We start from the raw sequence: 15,968 nt of genomic DNA, 5'->3' as shown, positions 1-15,968 counted from the left end.
AACTGTAGACAAACTCGATTTTCATCGAGTTTGTCTACAGTCTGAAAGTCCGCCGTAAATGGCGGACTTTTTTTATGAGACGTGATTCTTCATTTATTTTACAGAATAATCTTCTTGATAAACGGGAAGTGTTATTGAAATCGTTGTTCCCTTATTCAAAAGGCTATTTATATGAAGTGTACCATTCATCGTTTGGATGGTCTTAACAGCTACCATTGATCCTAACCCTGTCCCTTTTTCTTTGGAACTGTAATAAGGTTCGCCGAAACGATTTATTTGTTCTTTGTTCATTCCTATTCCATTGTCACTTATTTCGATGATGATGTCGAAATTATTTACAGAGGAAACAATACTAAGTTCCCCACCGTTTGGCATTGCCTCTATACCATTTTTAATTAGGTTTAGGAAGCATTGCTTGAAATGTTGAATATTCCCCCGGGTAATGCATGGAGCCAACTGTTCAGATATAGTAACTAAATTCATGCTAGCCAATGGTTTTATCATTTCAATGACATAGCCTATTTCACGGTTAATTGAAATATTCTCCACTTTTTCAATTGCAGGTTTTGCAAATGCTAAGTATTCACTAATAATGGATTCTGCACTATTAAGCTCTCTAACAACATGCTGTATATATTGTTCTTTTACTTCTTGAGTTAAATCAGGAGCTTTTAGCAGTTGGACAAATCCTTTCACTACGGTTAATGGATTTCTAACTTCATGTGAAATACTAGCTGCAAGCTGACTGACTACCTCCATTTTTTCAAGCCTGATCATTTGTGTTCGGATTAAAATTGCATCTTTTAAAATTTCCATTATATATACAGCTAAGCCGATGATGAAAGGAGGGAGGATAATAAAGTAAAATACATACGCCTCCGTTATTCGAAAATAATCAGACATTACGAGTGAAATAAAGCTGGTTAGTATTCCGAGAAACAAAATTAATAGTATGGAGGCATTTAGCTTATTTTTTCTATTAAAGTTATTGAATTTGGAAGAAAATAGAGCCGTTATAATAAATATAACGATATAAACAATCAACGTAAGTAAATTGAAACCATAAAAAGCAAACCTAAAAGTCAATATTATGACTAACAAAGCAGCCCCTACAGGCCAACCGCCATAAAGTGTCCCTATAATAAAAGGGACTTGCCTAAGATCATGGACACAATATTCATCTATATAAATGGGAAACTTCATACATAATATAATAGGAATGCTCATGCATGCAGTGATTAGGGTCTTGCCATACTGACTTAACCTTTTGCCATGATCTAATAAAATGTAATAGATCAAAATACTTACCAAGATATAAAAAAGATTATCTAAAATGTTTTGATTAATATAAATAAAATTCATTGGATTCTCCTGAAAAAGTAACCGTTTGGTTTATTATACAAGAATAACACTAAAAAAGAGAAATTTATAAAGTAATTTATTTACAAAAAGACATTTAAATTCAAAATAAGTGTTGTTTAAAAACGCCTCTGGTTAAAAAATGCAACTTGAATTATTTATCGATTTATTCAGTTGGAAATTTGGTTTTACATAGTAAAGTGAATATAATGTAGGTAGAGGTGATTTACATTGAAAAAATGGACAAGAGAAATAGAAATAAACGCCCCAATTGAACATGTTTGGAAGTTTTTTGATGGTTCTGTAGAAAATATGCAACAAATCATGCCTCAAGTAATTGAAAACAAGCCCGTTAAAATAACAGAAGGAATGGTTGGAAGTGTATATCGCCAAAAATATAGAGAAGGAAAGCGAACAGAAGAGTATGATATAGAAACATTAGACTATTTGAATGAAACTAATGAGAAAAAGCTAAAAGTAGGCTTTATACTTGCTAAAATGTTTGAAATAACAGCGTTTTATGAACTAAATAAAATCAATGACAATAAGACTTCCTTTACATATACAGTCACCAGTCGCCCGTTAAAGTGGTTTTTAAAAATATTATTATTGTTTGCCACCGATAAAGTGGTCGTTGAATTTTTAGAACGTGTCAAAAAGGTAGCTGAAGCAGAAACGGGTAGGTCATGATTTAAGCTTACTTAAATCTCCTGGATAAGAATCCAACTTGATCAATTTGTTCAAGATGGATTCTTTTTTATTTGTCGCAGAATATTGAAATGAGGGGTATTTTTGACTGGTGCTTACTCCACTGGTCGCGATCACTGTTGGAAGTGAGGAAAGGTTCATGGTGGAGGGTGCAAAGTTTCTAGATGCCTTGCTGAATGGACAATCATTAAAGGAATTTGCAGTAGAGCTGTATAGAGCGATGGTTGGAAACTTTTATTCCGACCATTATGAATAGGGTCTTTCGATTCGCCAATAGATAAGGACCTATGAAAAGCAGCCCCCAAGACTTGAGGGAAATCACCATTCTTGGTGGGGCTATTGTGATGAATCGATTAAGGCTAATTAACGATCCATCGTTTCGTTTTTATTTTCCATGCCAAATAACCAACGAAGTGCCTGAATGAAGTAGTTAGAAAAGAAAAGGTCATCATGAGTGCCTTCAGGATCTAACTCAAATAATAGATTGGATTCCAAATATCCTTCCTTGGTAAATTCAAGATGGGCCTTCTTCGTGTAGTCAACCATATGCTGTTGAATCGTTTCTTTATAAATTCCCTCTAATTCCCCGACATATAAATAGAGCTGATGATCTTGACGATTCACAGTCGGTTTGATATGGATATTCCCTTGCCGTTCAATCTTTTCCCCTTGAAGATAGCGGAGAACATCCTCGTACCAAAAGGAAGCAGATAATGAGATATATTGATGGAATACCTCAGGATAATAATAGGAGGCGAAAATCGAAACAAGTCCTCCTAAGGAGCATCCGGAAATAGCTGTATGTGACGGCTCAGGATTCGTAGCATAATGGGCATCTATATAGGGCTTTATTTTGGTTACAACAGTATGTAAATAAACCTGCGCTTGTCCTTCAAAGAAAGAAGCATGAGGTGCAAGCGATGGTGCTTCCCACGGCGTATAGTCATTGTTGCGATCAATCGGTTCAATTCCAATAACGATAAGTGGTTCAATTTGACCTGAAAGAATTAAATGATCGATATAGTTTGCAGCTTGCATGGCCGTTTCTCCACCATCATGCAGATAGATCGTTCGGTATTTCTTGGATTGATCGTAACTTGAGGGTAAGATGACACATACCTCATAGTTGGCAATTTTCTCTTCAAGGTATTGAATCATGTATTTTCCCACATCCTTTAGAATATTCGTATGTTGAAGATCAGAAACAAAATAAATGATAATGATAACCATTATCATTTATAATTATAATACACTCTCTATTATTTTAAAAGGAATAATTCGATTAATTAATAGAGTGTAAATCAAAAAAATCAAGTCATAAAGGATGATAATAATGAAATGATCACTCATATCTAAGAATGGTATATAAAAAGCCAATAGAAAGAGGGGATTAATCGGGTTGGAAATCTTTAATGTTAATTTGTGTCTTTGCATTAGGTCCTCATTAGTTGATAAAATGGTTTCTCAGTTGCGTATCTTTGATGAAATTATAATGAGTAGCGATATGCTTATCTTTCAACAAATAGAAAGTGGGATTTTATGATTAACCTGCATCAAGTGAGTAAAAAATTTTCACAGTTTCAGGCAATTAAGTCTGTTACTTTAACAATACCTAAAGGTGAAATTCATGGAATAATCGGAGCAAGTGGAGCAGGGAAATCAACGTTGCTGCGGCTAATCAATTTGTTGGAGACCCCGGATGCGGGCGAAGTGGAGGTAAACGGCCAAAGGTTGACAGCATTGAACAATAAAGCACTTCGAGGGGCACGGAAGTCGATTGGCATGATCTTTCAGCATTTTAATCTTGTGGCAAATAAAACGGTTCATGACAATGTGGCAGCCTCTTTAGAACTGGCAAATTACCCAAAGAAAGAACGTCGGAACCGTGTTGTGGAGTGTCTCCAATTTGTCGGATTGGAGAAGGAGATGGAGAAATATCCTGCACAATTAAGTGGGGGACAAAAGCAACGTGTTGCCATTGCAAGGGCATTGGCAAATAACCCGCAAGTGTTATTATGTGATGAACCGACCTCTTCCCTTGATCCAAATACAACGGCTGAAATATTAGACGTGCTGGGGAATATAAACAAACGCTTTGGTGTGACGATTGTTATTGTCAGTCATGAGCTGGATGTCATTAAAAGTATATGCAATCGTGTAACGATCATGGCAGATGGAGAGATTTATGACACTGTCTTAATCGATCCAACCGGGATCCAAAAAAGGGATAATCGTCCAGAATACTTTATCGAACAATTAGCAGAGAATGGTGGGCTAGGTCATGCCTGAGATTTTAGCACAATATGAGGCAGAAATTTGGCAATCAATTGGCGAAACCATTACCATGGTTGGTGTGTCCATTTTAGCTGCGATTTTGATTGGATTGCCTGTCGGGACCTTGCTATTTCTTAGTAGGAAGGGCCAATTGCTTGATAATCCGTGGGCTTTCTCGATTTTAAATTTATTGGTCAATATCATTCGTTCTTTTCCATTTTTGTTATTGGTTGTTTTTTTAATCCCGTTTACAAGACTCATAATCGGCACAGCCATTGGTACAGCATCTGCTTGCGTTCCATTAGCGATCATTGCCATTGCCCATTATTCGCGATTGGTCGAGCAATCTTTATTGGACGTGTCAAAGGGTGTGATCGAGGCAGCCGTTTCCATGGGGGCTTCCGTAAAGGATGTCATAGTTAAATTTCTATACGTGGAGGCTCGTTCAGGGCTTGTCCTCGGACTAACGACATCGATTATCAGCTTTATTTCCTACTCAACGATCATGGGAGTGGTCGGAGGCGGAGGTATCGGCGATTTTGCCATCAGGTATGGCTATCAGCAGTTTAAAACAGAGCTAATGATTTATATGATTATCATCATGATTATTCTAGTACAGCTTATCCAATTTATTGGAACAGCTGTAGCCAGAATGATTGATAAAAGATAAATAATGGAGGGAACCATCATGAAAAAAATACTCTTTCTCATGGCAGCAATGATGTTGCTTTTAGTAGGATGCGGTAAGGCGAATGAAGGAAAAGAGAAAGAAAACGCGCAAAATAAGGAGAAGAAAGAGGTAACATTGAAAGTGGCCTCGCTCATTCCCCCAATGACGGAAATCCTTGAGCTTGTCAAACCAAAGCTGGCAGAGGAAGGCATTAACCTGGAAATGGTCGTATTGAGTGATAATGTGCAGCCGAATACGGCACTAGCGGCAAAAGAAGTAGATGTAAATTTCTTCCAACACGTTCCGTATATGGAGGAATTCAATCGAAACAAAAATACCGAGCTTGTACCAGTGAAACCGATTTATTTTGCCAATTATGGTGTATATTCCAAGGAATACGACTCCATCGATAAATTACCCGAGGGCGCCGTCATTGCGATTGCAAATGACGTGTCGAACATTGATCGGTCATTATCATTGCTGGCACAGCATAAAGTGATCACGTTGAAGGAAAAAAAGGGCCCATATTATACGATGGCTGATATTACGGAAAACCCTAAAAACTATAAATTTAAAGAAGTGGATTTATTAATGTTAGCGAGAACGTATGATGAAGCAGATGCGATAGTGATCACACCTGCTTACGCTGCACCGCTCGGTTTGACACCAAAAAATGACGCCCTTCTCACAGAAGGTGTTGAAAATGACTTTGCGATTACATTAGTAGCACGCAAGGATAATGTGGATTCTGAGCCCGTTCAAAAGTTGGCCAAGGCTATGACAAGCCCAGAGGTACGCAAATTTTTAGAAGAGAAATATAGTGAAACGGCCATACCAGCCTTTTAATTTTGATACAAAGAAAGGGCTATTCCAATGGGAATAGCCCTTTTTTTCGTGTCAAAAGCTATCAGTCAAAGAAAAAAATAATAGGTTTTATAAAAAAAATATATTGTATTATTTCAGTTTACATATTATGATGATTTTCGAGAATGATAATCATTATCAAATATATCTAGTCCAATTTATTCATCATACAGGAGGTGAATGTAGTAGGGAATGACTACAAACGGAGTTAGTAAAAGCAATTACTATTATATGATTATTTTATTATTAATAGGTTTGATTATGGTGTCTGCCGTCTACTCGGTATCGATAGGGCAAGTCCATATCCCATTCAAGCAATCGATGGAGATCATGGTTCATACATTGACGAATGGCAGATTGGGTTCACTGAATGTTGAAAATGAATCCTATTTAAATATCATTTTACAAGTTAGGATGCCTCGCGTTATTTTTGCTCTGTTGATTGGTATGGGACTTTCGTTGTGTGGAGCGGTCATGCAGGCAGTTGTGCAAAATCCACTTGCTGATCCATATATTCTTGGGATTTCATCGGGAGCTTCCCTAGGGGCAACCTTTGCGATTCTAGTCGGACTTGGAAGTGGCGCATTTTTATCCCAATTTGGAGTAGCATTTGGAGCTTTTACAGGTGCTATGCTGACGTCGATAGCCGTACTTGTTTTATCCAGCATCGGTGGTAAAGCAACATCAGTGAAACTCGTACTATCAGGAGTGGTTATTGGTGCATTATGCAGTTCCTTTTCAAGCCTTATCATTTATTTTGCCAATAATGCGGAAGGAATTAAAACCGTCACTTTTTGGTCCATGGGAAGCCTGGCATCATCAAGCTGGGGAAAAACACCTATTCTGGCGATCATCGTTTTGCTTGGCTGTGCGTTGTTCCTTTTCCAGCATCGAGTGCTGAATACGATGCTTTTAGGCGATGAATCCGCGATCACGCTAGGAATTAATTTAAGCGCCTATCGTAAATTTTATATGATCGTTACAGCCCTTATCACGGGAACGATGGTGGCATATGCAGGAATGATTGGTTTTGTAGGGTTGATCATCCCTCATATAACTCGGGGGATATTTGGCGCGGACCATAAACGGTTAACGTTAGGAACAATTCTGTTAGGCGGACTGTTTTTAATTTGGGCGGACATCTTGTCAAGAACGTTGATTACAAATGTTGAATTGCCCATTGGAATCATTACATCTGTTATTGGTTCGCCATTATTCATCTACATGATTGTGAAAAAAGGCTACAATTTCGGAGGGTGAAAAATGCAATTAATCGCGAAAGATATGGGAATAAAAATCGGCAAGAAAGAAATCGTGAAAGACATTTCAATTCTAGTGAAGAATCAACAATTTGTTGGCTTAATCGGTCCAAATGGCTGTGGGAAATCGACGCTATTAAAAAGTATTTATAAAAGCCTATCCCCTTATAAAGGTACTGTTTTATTAGATGATATGGATGTTCTGAAGACCTCTGAAAAGAAAGTTTCACAGCAACTAGGTGTCGTGGGCCAATTCAATGAAGTGAATTTTGATCTGACGGTGCACCAAATGGTCATGCTAGGCAGAACCCCGCATAAGAAAATGCTGGAGTCCGATAAACAAGAAGATTTCATGATTGTTGAAGAATCGCTGACACGAACCAATCTGCTTGATTACAAGGAGCGGAGTTTTTTATCCCTTTCCGGGGGAGAGAAGCAAAGGGTCATTTTAGCCAGGACGATTGCCCAGCAGCCAAAATTCATGATATTGGATGAACCGACGAATCACTTGGATATTCGCTATCAGATTGAAATTTTATCATGTGTAAAGGATTTACATATCGGGGTACTTGCAGCCCTTCATGATCTAGAAATGGCTGCTCATTATTGTGACTATCTTTATGCAATTAAAGATGGTGAAGTATATGCACATGGTACACCTGATAAGGTACTGACACCCGACACAGTCGAAGCATTATATAAAATCAAGTGCCAAACGTATATCAACCCAGTTACGAATGGATTAGGTTTTGCGTATGGCGTATAAAATAGGAGGAATTCATTTGAAAAAGAGATTATTACTAGGAGTCGGGTTGGCGGCCATGTTAACACTGACAGCCTGCGGAACTTCAACCAAGACTAATTCAGAAGAGAAGCAGGAGCCGAAAAGCCAATATCCATTAACAATTGAAAATTTCACAAAGGCTGAAGGCGGAACAACGTGGGAGAAGAAGGATCAAGTCTTCGATAAAGCACCCGAACGAGTCATGGCTAATACAAGACCGGCAGCAGAGCTGTTATTACACTTAGGATTAGGTGACAAAATTGTTGGCGTAGGAGCAAACTTCGGTGCACCAGATAAAGCCGTGGAAAAAGAATACGCAAAATTAAAAATTTTGAGCGACGAGTATGTTGGAAAAGAGGTTGCTTTAGGAACAAATCCAGATTTAGTCTACGGTCGTGGCGGCCTATTTGACAACGCTGATTGGGGAGTAGGAACAGTGGATTCGCTTAATGAAATGGGCGTTAAAACGTACGTTCTGAATTCATCCGTTACTGGCGGAACGTATAACTCCATCTATAAAGATATTGAAAACCTGGGTAATCTGTTTAATGTACAAGACAAGGCAGATGGTTTCATTAAAGAATTAAAGGATAGACAAGATTCCATTACTACTAAATTATCAAGTATTAAAGAAGAAAAAACGTTCGCTTATTTACATATGAGTGATCCAAAAGAAGTATATGTATACGCAGCTCATGACGAAACCTTCTTTAATGACTCATTTTTAATGGTTAAACTAAATAATGTTTTCAAAGATGAAAAGGGAGAGGTTAGTGTTGAAAGGCTCATTGAGGCTGATCCCGATGTATTGATCATTCCTGATTGGAGCACCACTGATGGAGTAAGCGCAGATAAGATTAAAGCAGCACTTTATGCAAATGAAAAGCTATCCAGCATGAAAGCGATAAAAAACAAACAAATTTATGCCGTGGATTACAATTATATGTTCAGCTATAGCTACAGTACTTTAGAAGGAATGGAAATGTTAGCGAAAGAAATGCATCCAGATTTGTTTAAATAATCGTTTATTCGTTCGGCTGAAACAGATTAAAATGATAGATTTAGATGATTATATGAAGTGAATTAAGGAGATAACCGTTGAAAAGAGGTTACTTTCACGGGTATCTTCTTTCTCGCTTTAAAGGGGGAAATCCTGATTGTTAGGTTAGGTTAGCAGGGCTGTCCAAGTTGCCAATTTCGTGGCTCCTGGACTGCCCCTTTTTGTTTAATATTCCAAAGCTTAAAGCCACTTACTAACCTAGGCAACTGAAGAACTCGCATGGAGGTCAGTATCGCTGTGTTTAAATGGATTTTGAAAAAACAATGGTTTAGTGAAATCCCCTTCAATTCTTGAATAAATGGAGAAACTCTTCTAAAATATAACCAGTCCATAATTTTACAGTAAATAAAAATATTACATAAAAGAAATCTGGTAACCTAACCGGATCTGCTTGGCGATTTTGAGGAACTCATCCGGATCTGTTACATGATCGAGTTGCGCCTTCAAATCCTTGATCCGGCGATTCTCTGCTTCCTCTTTCTTAACCTTGAGATATTGCGCGGTTTCTTTTTTCCTTACTTCCAGGTTTTTATGATCATCGGAAAAAGGTTCTAACTGAATGATATCATCAATTCCAGCCAATATTTTTTTCAGATCATTTTTCTGGGCTGTGACCATTTCCTTCAAGTATTATTTTAATGAACTATATAAATTACATCCTGAGTATTTTAGCGATGCTAACATCAAAAATCTTAATAATGGATGGGCTATTGTAAATGATGCAGTCTTTAGGAGACATTTCCCTCAGTATGATATTGTAGGATTAAAAGGAAAACCTTTAGTGCATCATCATCTTGGTGGTGGCGGACAAGCAATGGCTATTCCACAACCGTTGCATCCAGGGAGTGGAGGAATCCATAATATAGAGAAACAAATAGATATATGGGGGAAAGATCAAGAAAACGCTGAACGTCTTCAAGTATTTATTAAGTAATTTTGTTGGAGGTATAACATGGACATAAAAAAGCATTAGAACATTATTTTAAAGAACTCATAAATGTATGGGATACAAAATATGGTACATATCCTAAAGTACCGTGGGATGAAGAGATTGATCCTCGATTGTATTTAAGTAATCCAGATGAAGAAGAATATGTATATTGGAAACCTATTGAAAAAATTGATTTAGATAATTTTACAGAAATTGAAGAAAAACTGGGTATGAATATTCACCATGCAATGAAAGAATACTTTAATTCGTATTGGTTCTTAAACTTACAAGGCTTTTACGGTTCAAGATTAGTTAATCTTGAACCTATAGAACCAGGTAAATCTATATTAGAATTTTTTGAAGTAATGAAACAATATGAAGAGAACAATGGGAGAGAACTTAGATATATACAAATAGGATTTGTCTCTCCAGAAGATATGGCTATTATCTTTGACAATAAAACAGGACAGATATTGATAGAGAATTTTGAAACAGAAGAAAACGAATTTCTTGCTAATTCACTTGCTGAATTGATAAATAATTTAAAAGTAGAATTGGAAGTTTAAGTGGTATTACCAGAAACCAAACTTATTAGCTATTGAACCTTGATTGAGTGATCGTCACTCGATCAAGGTTTTCTTTTTGATCGATATAACGACTCCTTACGCATTAGAACATCTAAGAATTTACTTCTCATGTATTCACAGGCTAACTGGTTATCCTATGCCCTGTGGACAGTCATAACGTCAGTAATAGGAACAAAAGGCGCAGGAGCCGTAACGTAGATTGGGGTGGACACAACAAAAGCCGCTCAGGGGTTCTAGTCTCTATCCCTAACCTATTGCCATACAATCCTAAAAACCAACTGTCGTTGGCAGGTGGAGTACCTTATAATGTGGTTAATGGTGCGGGGTTAAAAGAACAGTTAATTTCAATGGCGAGAGTGGAGTCTGAAGTTAGTGGTAGGGTTAAATCTGTAAGTGATTACCTTGATGGTATAGGCGAAGCGGGTCATGTCAATGCCACTAAGTTGAATAAGCTTAAAAATGCTATTTAAAATAATACTTTTAGTGCAGATGAGTTGTCTGAGATTAGTAAAAAGATGTCTGATTTAGGTATTACTAAAGAATATAATGAAGCATTAATTAAAATTGATTTTGGTAAGTATCTTAGAGGACTAATAGGTGCCCCACCTACTGCTATGATAGATCCACATGCACATCATATTCTATTTAAAAAAGGTCTTGGCCAGAAGCAAAAAGAACTTGTTCAAGAAGGTCAAGAAATATTAAAAAGGTATGAAATAGAATTTATAATTGGTGAAGAAAACCTGGTTTGGGCACCAAATAGAATTGCAGGACAACACGGTATAGAACGTCTTCAACATATTGTTGATAAGTATGATAAAATTTCTAGTTGAATCTGGTATGGATATTAACATAAACGAAGGTGTACCGAAGTCAGCGACTATTGCACATGCAGCTAGTGAAGGTGAAATAAGTATTGTAGAGTACTTATTTGATAATGGTGCAATATTAGATGTTAGTGCCCCAAATAGAAATCCTCTATTCTCAGCGATTTATGGTGGGCACCTTCATATTGTAAAGTATCTTGTTCAGAATGGTATTGATATTACTGTTAAGTATACAGGGGATACTATGAAAGATATGGGAACTTATGAATTTGCTATTGAAAGAGGGCAAACAGAAATTGCTGAATATTTAAAGCAGAAGATAGATGAAAAAGAATAGAAAAGAGACTTAGATCTACCTGAGAGTTAAAAAATAAGGGAGAAAGCTTTAGGCAATCTCGTTAGCTTCAAAGTATCTTGTTTTGTTATAAAGTAAGAATGTTTTATATAAGAAGAAGTGGATAGAGCCTTTCGAAAATCAAAGGGACTATCCATTTTTTTATTCATTTAGATTTATCGTACTCCCATATCTATTATAAAATTAGTGAAAAATATTTAATATTTTGTGAATATATCTCTGGGAGACTTTACTCTAAAGATTTATAAATAATAAGAGTCGATTACTATATAGGTAAGTATCTACGTTACATTAAATTCCATATTATATAATTATAGGAAGAGGGAAAGGGGTGATTGTCTATACTGAATAGCTCATTAAAAAAAGAAACGGAAAATGGCTATGGATCAATATGAGAAATCTTCAAAAACATTACAAAATAATGCAGTTAAATGGCATAATACACGTACTTTTGGTGTAGATGTTATTGGAAAAGTAGAAGAATATATAAATTCGTTGGCAAATATGCCAAAAGAATTTAAAAAAAGCTTTGAAATAGTCCGTGTTAATCTGTCGGTATTTTTCTTTATAACAATTCGCAGAATTTAATGATGGAGGATGATAACTAATGAGTAGTAAACCGTTAAAACCTGAGCAATACGCGGCAATTCAATTACTTGTTCAACCGAAAAACAACGGCTTTACATTAGATGAAATTGCCGATTCAGTCGCATTTACACGTCAAAGGTTATATAGATGGTGTCAGAACATCAATTTTAATGATGAAATCAAACGTTAGAATAACCGAAATACGATGTCACGAATACCGGAAGTAATCGATCTGTGAAGTTTTTACGTATATTGATTAGGCTTCATCTACATAATATTATTTTGCTTGCTCTAGGATTGGTCTAAAATGATATATTATACTAATATATGGTAAAATTTTTACCGTAGAAGTGTGCCATAAAGGTGACACATTTGATTTACCAGCTACAAAGTGGTACAGAAGCGATACATATGATTAAAAAGAAGCAGGTTCATCAAAGGGGGGAAGTACGTCCAAAATGAAGTGGAATTCAAACATAGACTGTTCGGGGTAACAACTAAGGGGCTTTCTGAAAGTAGATCCTAAAACTTTTTCTATTTGTCTTGGCATTTGCACCAGAACCATACTATTTAAATGTTTGGTAAGATTGGAGAGATGAAAATGGCAATGTATGTTTTTAAAGATGCTGCTAGAGAACATAAAATACTGGCAAGAGATGCACAAAGACAGGATAAAAGTATACGTTTTTATTGTCCTAATAAAGACTGCGATGCTCATATGTATGTACGTAATCTTGAGGGAGTATCGAAATCATATTTTGCAGCAATTAAATCACATAGCCATGTAAATGGATGTCCGTATACATCAAGGGGATTTCAACCTAATTTATATGATGAAAATGGATTTGATTTTGAAAATGCATTGTTATCGTTAACTATGTCAAGTAAACCACAGTCCAAGAGTGAGATTCCGGGTGAGCATAGAACAGGAGAAGTTACTCCAAAACCAATACGTACAATTCGTCAGATTTATTCTATGTGTAAATCATATGATTGTTCAGACTTATATAACGGAAAAATAATTGGTCAAATGTTGTTAGACGAAAGAAGTACTTATATGTATCCCAATGGCGTATTTGGTTGGAGATTAATTGAATTAAAGTATAGGTACTATAGTTTCGACAGAAAAGAAATTGCACTTGTTTGTCTGCCAAACGGAAAACATTATACATTTATTGTGAAGTTTGTTGATGAAAGACTGTTCAAAGAAATTAGAAAGGGCGTTTATGAGAATAGAAATCATTTAATTATTGTGGCAGGAGAATGGAAATCTTCGGGGATATATAACACTTTTTGTACTGAAATTAAAAGTAAAAAGCAATTGACAATTGTAAAATGACTTTCTTTCAGATTATAGAAAGTCATTTTTTGCCCATTTCAACCTCCTGAAATTTACATTATTTACACATGATGCAATAAGTCAGCTTGCAGATGGAGTCCTCGATATTATTTTTACGGTTAATCTATTCAATGAGGGAGTTGATATCCAAGCTGTTGATATGGTCAAAAAAGAGACACCCCCCACAACAGGAATGTCTCTTTCCCCTATAAACTAATAGCACTCATCATCCCTTCATGCGTCGCTTCCTCAATGGTACGCGGGCCAAGGCAGTCCCCTATCTGTTTCACAATGGGCGCATGGCCTTTCATTTCTTCGAATAGCTCTGTGTTGGGAATGCGGCCAAGGGAGAGGACGATGGAGTCCCAGTTTGTTAGTTCTTCTTTTTGTTGGGTGAATAGGTTCCGAATGATGACGTGATCTTCTTTGATTGCCCCGATATCGTAATGGGGAAGGAGTGTGACGTTTAGGTTGTATAGTTTTTTTAGGTATTCATTCCTGAGGTATTGGTGGACGGTTTCACCAATGTGCAGTCGTGATGATATGAGTGTGACTCCATGTCCTTTTTCGGCTAGATGGATGGCTGCTTCCATGCCGGGCCAGTCGCCGCCAAAGTCGAATACGAGTACATTGTCCCCCACTTTTTTAGTTGAGCTGAAGAGGTCATCACTCATGATGATCCGTGGGTCATCCATTCCTTCGATGGCTGGTGTATAGGGCCGGGAGCCGGTGGCACAGATGATGGCGTCCGGTTTCGATTCGGATATTTCTTGGGCGGTTGCCGTTTTGCCTAATTGCACATTTATCTTGCTTCTCATCAGTTTCCGGGAGTAGTTATCGAGCATCGATTCTGCGAGTTCATGCCGCATGGGTGCTTTGCGCATGGTGCGGAGCAGTCCGCCGATTGATTTGCTTTGATCGATCAGTGTAACGGAATGACCGAGGTAGTCCGCTGTTATGGCTGCCTGTAATCCGCCGGGTCCGGCGCCGATGACCAGGACATTCTGTTTGTTTCGCGTTTTCTTTAATTCTGGTAAAATCCATGCTTCTTTCCCTGTTGTTGGGTTTTGGACACAGCCAATCGGCAGTCCTTTATGATAGTGACCGATACAGGCTTGTAAACAGCCTATGCAGGCATCGATTGCTTGCAGGTCTCCATCCCTTGCTTTGTTGGGCATGTCAGGATCGACGATTAAGGCCCTGGTCATTCCCACGACATCGGCTTTTCCGGTTGATACGATCTGTTCCGCTTCAACGGGGTCGACGATTCGATTTCCGACAAAGACCGGTATGGCTCCTGCCATCCTGATTTTGAATCCATGGGGCGATAGGTAAGCATGCTTCATTGGTGATGGAGGCACGATATGGGTTGATCCTTCGAAGGTGCTTGAATCTCCGGCTGTGACGTTAATGAAATCCAATCGGACTTTTTCCGCGAGATATTCGACGATTTGCACGGAATCCTTCATCGTTGTCCCGTCCATCGTCAGTTCGTCCGAGCTCATGCGAATGCCAACGGTAAAGTCTTCCCCGACTCTTTCCCATACTTTCTCCAAAATTTCCACGATGAATCGCATCCGATTTTCAAATGACCCGCCGTAGTTATCCGTGCGCTTATTTGTATGCTGTGACCAAAACTGGGCAGGAAGGTATCCGTGTGAGCAGCAAATTTCGACTCCATCCAGTCCGCCATCCTTTGCCAGCTGTGCGGAATGGGCGAACCCTTCAATCACTCCTTCAATATCCTCTATGCTCATGGGCTTTGGCATGACGCCGAAGCGCAAGCTGGGAACGGCGGATGGCGCCCATGCTGCATTTCGATAGTCGCTCGAAACGACTTCCCTTCCGCCATGAAATAGCTGGGAGAAAACCTTCGTACCATACTTATGAAGCGTTTCGGAAAGTTCTTTGTAGGCTGTGACAATTTTTTGGTCATATCCTGCAATCGTTTTGGACGTAAGCATGCCCGATGGATGTACGGATGCCGCTTCAAGGATGATCAGTCCGACGCCCCCTTTAGCGCGGGCTTCATGATAGGCCACCATATCCGAAGTGGGGATTCCGTCCCTGACATGGTTTGTTTGATGGGCTGTACTTAAGATCCGGTTTTTTAATTCAGTAGAACCGATCGTTAAATGGGTAAACAGATTCTTGAATTGAGCCATGATCATGACCACTCCCTAATTTTAGATAGAATGAGAGGATAGAGGGCATTGATCGCCCGCTACCTATCCTTATATAGGTTCAATATGCAATAACCATGCCGTACCGGGAATCTGGATGAAAATAGTTTTTTTGCTTTTTAAAGAGGGTATGGCTCATGAATATAGTATTTTATAGATAGATAACTGAACCTTTTTTGA

Annotated in this window: 18 protein-coding genes and 2 pseudogenes; 16 read left to right on the top strand and 4 right to left on the bottom strand. The window is 37.9% G+C overall.

Annotation, left to right across the window (positions count from 1 at the left end; translation table 11 throughout):
- Positions 1–93 precede the first annotated feature (93 nt).
- On the bottom strand, positions 94–1,362 hold the full coding sequence (locus tag IOC57_RS11920; protein WP_207438922.1) for an ATP-binding protein: 1,269 nt from the start codon (positions 1,360–1,362) through the stop codon (positions 94–96).
- Positions 1,363–1,590: 228 nt separating this feature from the next.
- On the opposite strand from IOC57_RS11920, the gene IOC57_RS11915 reads away from it, so the two are divergent.
- Positions 1,591–2,049, top strand: a complete 459-nt coding sequence (locus IOC57_RS11915; protein WP_207438921.1) for an SRPBCC family protein — start codon at positions 1,591–1,593, stop codon at positions 2,047–2,049.
- Positions 2,050–2,158: 109 nt separating this feature from the next.
- On the top strand, positions 2,159–2,323 hold the full coding sequence (locus tag IOC57_RS11910) for a hypothetical protein (RefSeq protein ID WP_207438920.1): 165 nt from the start codon (positions 2,159–2,161) through the stop codon (positions 2,321–2,323).
- Between the two features lie 107 nt (positions 2,324–2,430).
- Here the strand turns inward: IOC57_RS11910 and IOC57_RS11905 are convergent, their stop codons facing one another.
- Positions 2,431–3,225 (bottom strand): alpha/beta hydrolase, encoded by a 795-nt coding sequence (locus IOC57_RS11905; protein WP_207438919.1) that lies wholly within the window; start codon positions 3,223–3,225, stop codon positions 2,431–2,433.
- Positions 3,226–3,606: 381 nt separating this feature from the next.
- Here IOC57_RS11905 and IOC57_RS11900 point away from each other — a divergent pair, with 381 nt between their 5' ends.
- The 6 genes from IOC57_RS11900 to IOC57_RS11875 all read left to right on the top strand — a co-directional run bounded on the left by IOC57_RS11900 (position 3,607) and on the right by IOC57_RS11875 (position 8,939).
- Positions 3,607–4,356, top strand: a complete 750-nt coding sequence (locus IOC57_RS11900; protein ID WP_207438918.1) for a methionine ABC transporter ATP-binding protein — start codon at positions 3,607–3,609, stop codon at positions 4,354–4,356.
- Positions 4,349–5,011, top strand: a complete 663-nt coding sequence (locus tag IOC57_RS11895) for a methionine ABC transporter permease (RefSeq protein ID WP_207438917.1) — start codon at positions 4,349–4,351, stop codon at positions 5,009–5,011. Before IOC57_RS11900 ends, IOC57_RS11895 begins: the two co-directional genes overlap by 8 nt.
- Before the next feature lie 18 nt (positions 5,012–5,029).
- Positions 5,030–5,857 carry a MetQ/NlpA family ABC transporter substrate-binding protein gene (locus tag IOC57_RS11890; protein WP_207438916.1) on the top strand — a complete coding sequence of 276 codons (828 nt, stop codon included), beginning with the start codon at positions 5,030–5,032 and terminating at the stop codon, positions 5,855–5,857.
- Positions 5,858–6,067: 210 nt separating this feature from the next.
- The gene (locus tag IOC57_RS11885) at positions 6,068–7,135 is read left to right on the top strand and encodes a FecCD family ABC transporter permease (RefSeq protein ID WP_207438915.1); all 1,068 of its coding nucleotides are present in this window, start codon (positions 6,068–6,070) and stop codon (positions 7,133–7,135) included.
- Between the two features lie 3 nt (positions 7,136–7,138).
- Positions 7,139–7,900 (top strand): ABC transporter ATP-binding protein, encoded by a 762-nt coding sequence (locus tag IOC57_RS11880; protein ID WP_207438914.1) that lies wholly within the window; start codon positions 7,139–7,141, stop codon positions 7,898–7,900.
- A 16-nt stretch (positions 7,901–7,916) separates the two neighbouring features.
- Positions 7,917–8,939, top strand: coding sequence for an ABC transporter substrate-binding protein (locus tag IOC57_RS11875; RefSeq protein ID WP_207438913.1), 1,023 nt, complete (start codon positions 7,917–7,919; stop codon positions 8,937–8,939).
- Between the two features lie 393 nt (positions 8,940–9,332).
- Here the strand turns inward: IOC57_RS11875 and IOC57_RS11870 are convergent, their stop codons facing one another.
- Positions 9,333–9,560: a hypothetical protein gene (locus IOC57_RS11870; RefSeq protein WP_207438912.1), complete on the bottom strand. Its 228-nt coding sequence runs from the start codon at positions 9,558–9,560 to the stop codon at positions 9,333–9,335.
- On the opposite strand from IOC57_RS11870, the gene IOC57_RS11865 reads away from it, so the two are divergent.
- The 8 genes and pseudogenes from IOC57_RS11865 to IOC57_RS11835 all read left to right on the top strand — a co-directional run bounded on the left by IOC57_RS11865 (position 9,538) and on the right by IOC57_RS11835 (position 13,605).
- Positions 9,538–9,912 (top strand): hypothetical protein, encoded by a 375-nt coding sequence (locus tag IOC57_RS11865; RefSeq protein WP_286184776.1) that lies wholly within the window; start codon positions 9,538–9,540, stop codon positions 9,910–9,912. The genes IOC57_RS11870 and IOC57_RS11865 overlap by 23 nt on opposite strands.
- A gap of 41 nt (positions 9,913–9,953) precedes the next feature.
- Positions 9,954–10,475: pseudogene (locus IOC57_RS11860) on the top strand (SecY-interacting protein Syd); the annotation flags it as partial.
- Between the two features lie 329 nt (positions 10,476–10,804).
- Positions 10,805–10,966, top strand: a complete 162-nt coding sequence (locus tag IOC57_RS25860) for a hypothetical protein (protein ID WP_286184775.1) — start codon at positions 10,805–10,807, stop codon at positions 10,964–10,966.
- Between the two features lie 45 nt (positions 10,967–11,011).
- Complete coding sequence (locus IOC57_RS25855; protein ID WP_309487697.1) at positions 11,012–11,329, top strand: AHH domain-containing protein; 318 nt, start codon at positions 11,012–11,014, stop codon at positions 11,327–11,329.
- Positions 11,304–11,660: pseudogene (locus tag IOC57_RS11850) on the top strand (ankyrin repeat domain-containing protein); the annotation flags it as partial. The gene IOC57_RS25855 and the pseudogene IOC57_RS11850, both read left to right, overlap by 26 nt.
- Positions 11,661–12,053: 393 nt before the next feature.
- Positions 12,054–12,266 (top strand): hypothetical protein, encoded by a 213-nt coding sequence (locus IOC57_RS11845; protein WP_207438911.1) that lies wholly within the window; start codon positions 12,054–12,056, stop codon positions 12,264–12,266.
- A 19-nt stretch (positions 12,267–12,285) separates the two neighbouring features.
- Complete coding sequence (locus IOC57_RS11840) at positions 12,286–12,456, top strand: phBC6A51 family helix-turn-helix protein (RefSeq protein ID WP_207438910.1); 171 nt, start codon at positions 12,286–12,288, stop codon at positions 12,454–12,456.
- Positions 12,457–12,867: 411 nt separating this feature from the next.
- Complete coding sequence (locus IOC57_RS11835) at positions 12,868–13,605, top strand: hypothetical protein (protein ID WP_207438909.1); 738 nt, start codon at positions 12,868–12,870, stop codon at positions 13,603–13,605.
- A gap of 206 nt (positions 13,606–13,811) precedes the next feature.
- On the opposite strand, the gene IOC57_RS11830 is transcribed toward IOC57_RS11835, so the two are convergent.
- Positions 13,812–15,770 (bottom strand): oxidoreductase, encoded by a 1,959-nt coding sequence (locus IOC57_RS11830; RefSeq protein ID WP_207438908.1) that lies wholly within the window; start codon positions 15,768–15,770, stop codon positions 13,812–13,814.
- Positions 15,771–15,968 lie beyond the last annotated feature (198 nt).

This window comes from Bacillus sp. SD075 (assembly GCF_017355165.1).
Classification (GTDB): Bacteria; Bacillota; Bacilli; order Bacillales; family DSM-1321; genus Peribacillus.
Note: the sequence above shows the minus strand (reverse complement) of the source record. Positions and strands in the feature narration are given on the sequence as shown.

Bases quoted from the DNA above. Each gene is read 5' to 3' on its own strand.
- IOC57_RS11830 (WP_207438908.1), bottom strand. From the start codon at position 15,770: ATGGCTCAATTCAAGAATCTGTTTACCCATTTAACGATCGGTTCTACT.
- IOC57_RS11900 (WP_207438918.1), top strand. From the start codon at position 3,607: ATGATTAACCTGCATCAAGTGAGTAAAAAATTTTCACAGTTTCAGGCA.
- IOC57_RS11880 (WP_207438914.1), top strand. From the start codon at position 7,139: ATGCAATTAATCGCGAAAGATATGGGAATAAAAATCGGCAAGAAAGAA.
- IOC57_RS11890 (WP_207438916.1), top strand. From the start codon at position 5,030: ATGAAAAAAATACTCTTTCTCATGGCAGCAATGATGTTGCTTTTAGTA.
- IOC57_RS11895 (WP_207438917.1), top strand. From the start codon at position 4,349: ATGCCTGAGATTTTAGCACAATATGAGGCAGAAATTTGGCAATCAATT.
- IOC57_RS11835 (WP_207438909.1), top strand. From the start codon at position 12,868: ATGGCAATGTATGTTTTTAAAGATGCTGCTAGAGAACATAAAATACTG.
- IOC57_RS11920 (WP_207438922.1), bottom strand. From the start codon at position 1,362: ATGAATTTTATTTATATTAATCAAAACATTTTAGATAATCTTTTTTAT.
- IOC57_RS25855 (WP_309487697.1), top strand. From the start codon at position 11,012: ATGTCTGATTTAGGTATTACTAAAGAATATAATGAAGCATTAATTAAA.
- IOC57_RS11885 (WP_207438915.1), top strand. From the start codon at position 6,068: ATGACTACAAACGGAGTTAGTAAAAGCAATTACTATTATATGATTATT.
- IOC57_RS11840 (WP_207438910.1), top strand. From the start codon at position 12,286: ATGAGTAGTAAACCGTTAAAACCTGAGCAATACGCGGCAATTCAATTA.
- IOC57_RS11845 (WP_207438911.1), top strand. From the start codon at position 12,054: ATGGCTATGGATCAATATGAGAAATCTTCAAAAACATTACAAAATAAT.
- IOC57_RS11905 (WP_207438919.1), bottom strand. From the start codon at position 3,225: ATGATTCAATACCTTGAAGAGAAAATTGCCAACTATGAGGTATGTGTC.
- IOC57_RS11865 (WP_286184776.1), top strand. From the start codon at position 9,538: ATGATATCATCAATTCCAGCCAATATTTTTTTCAGATCATTTTTCTGG.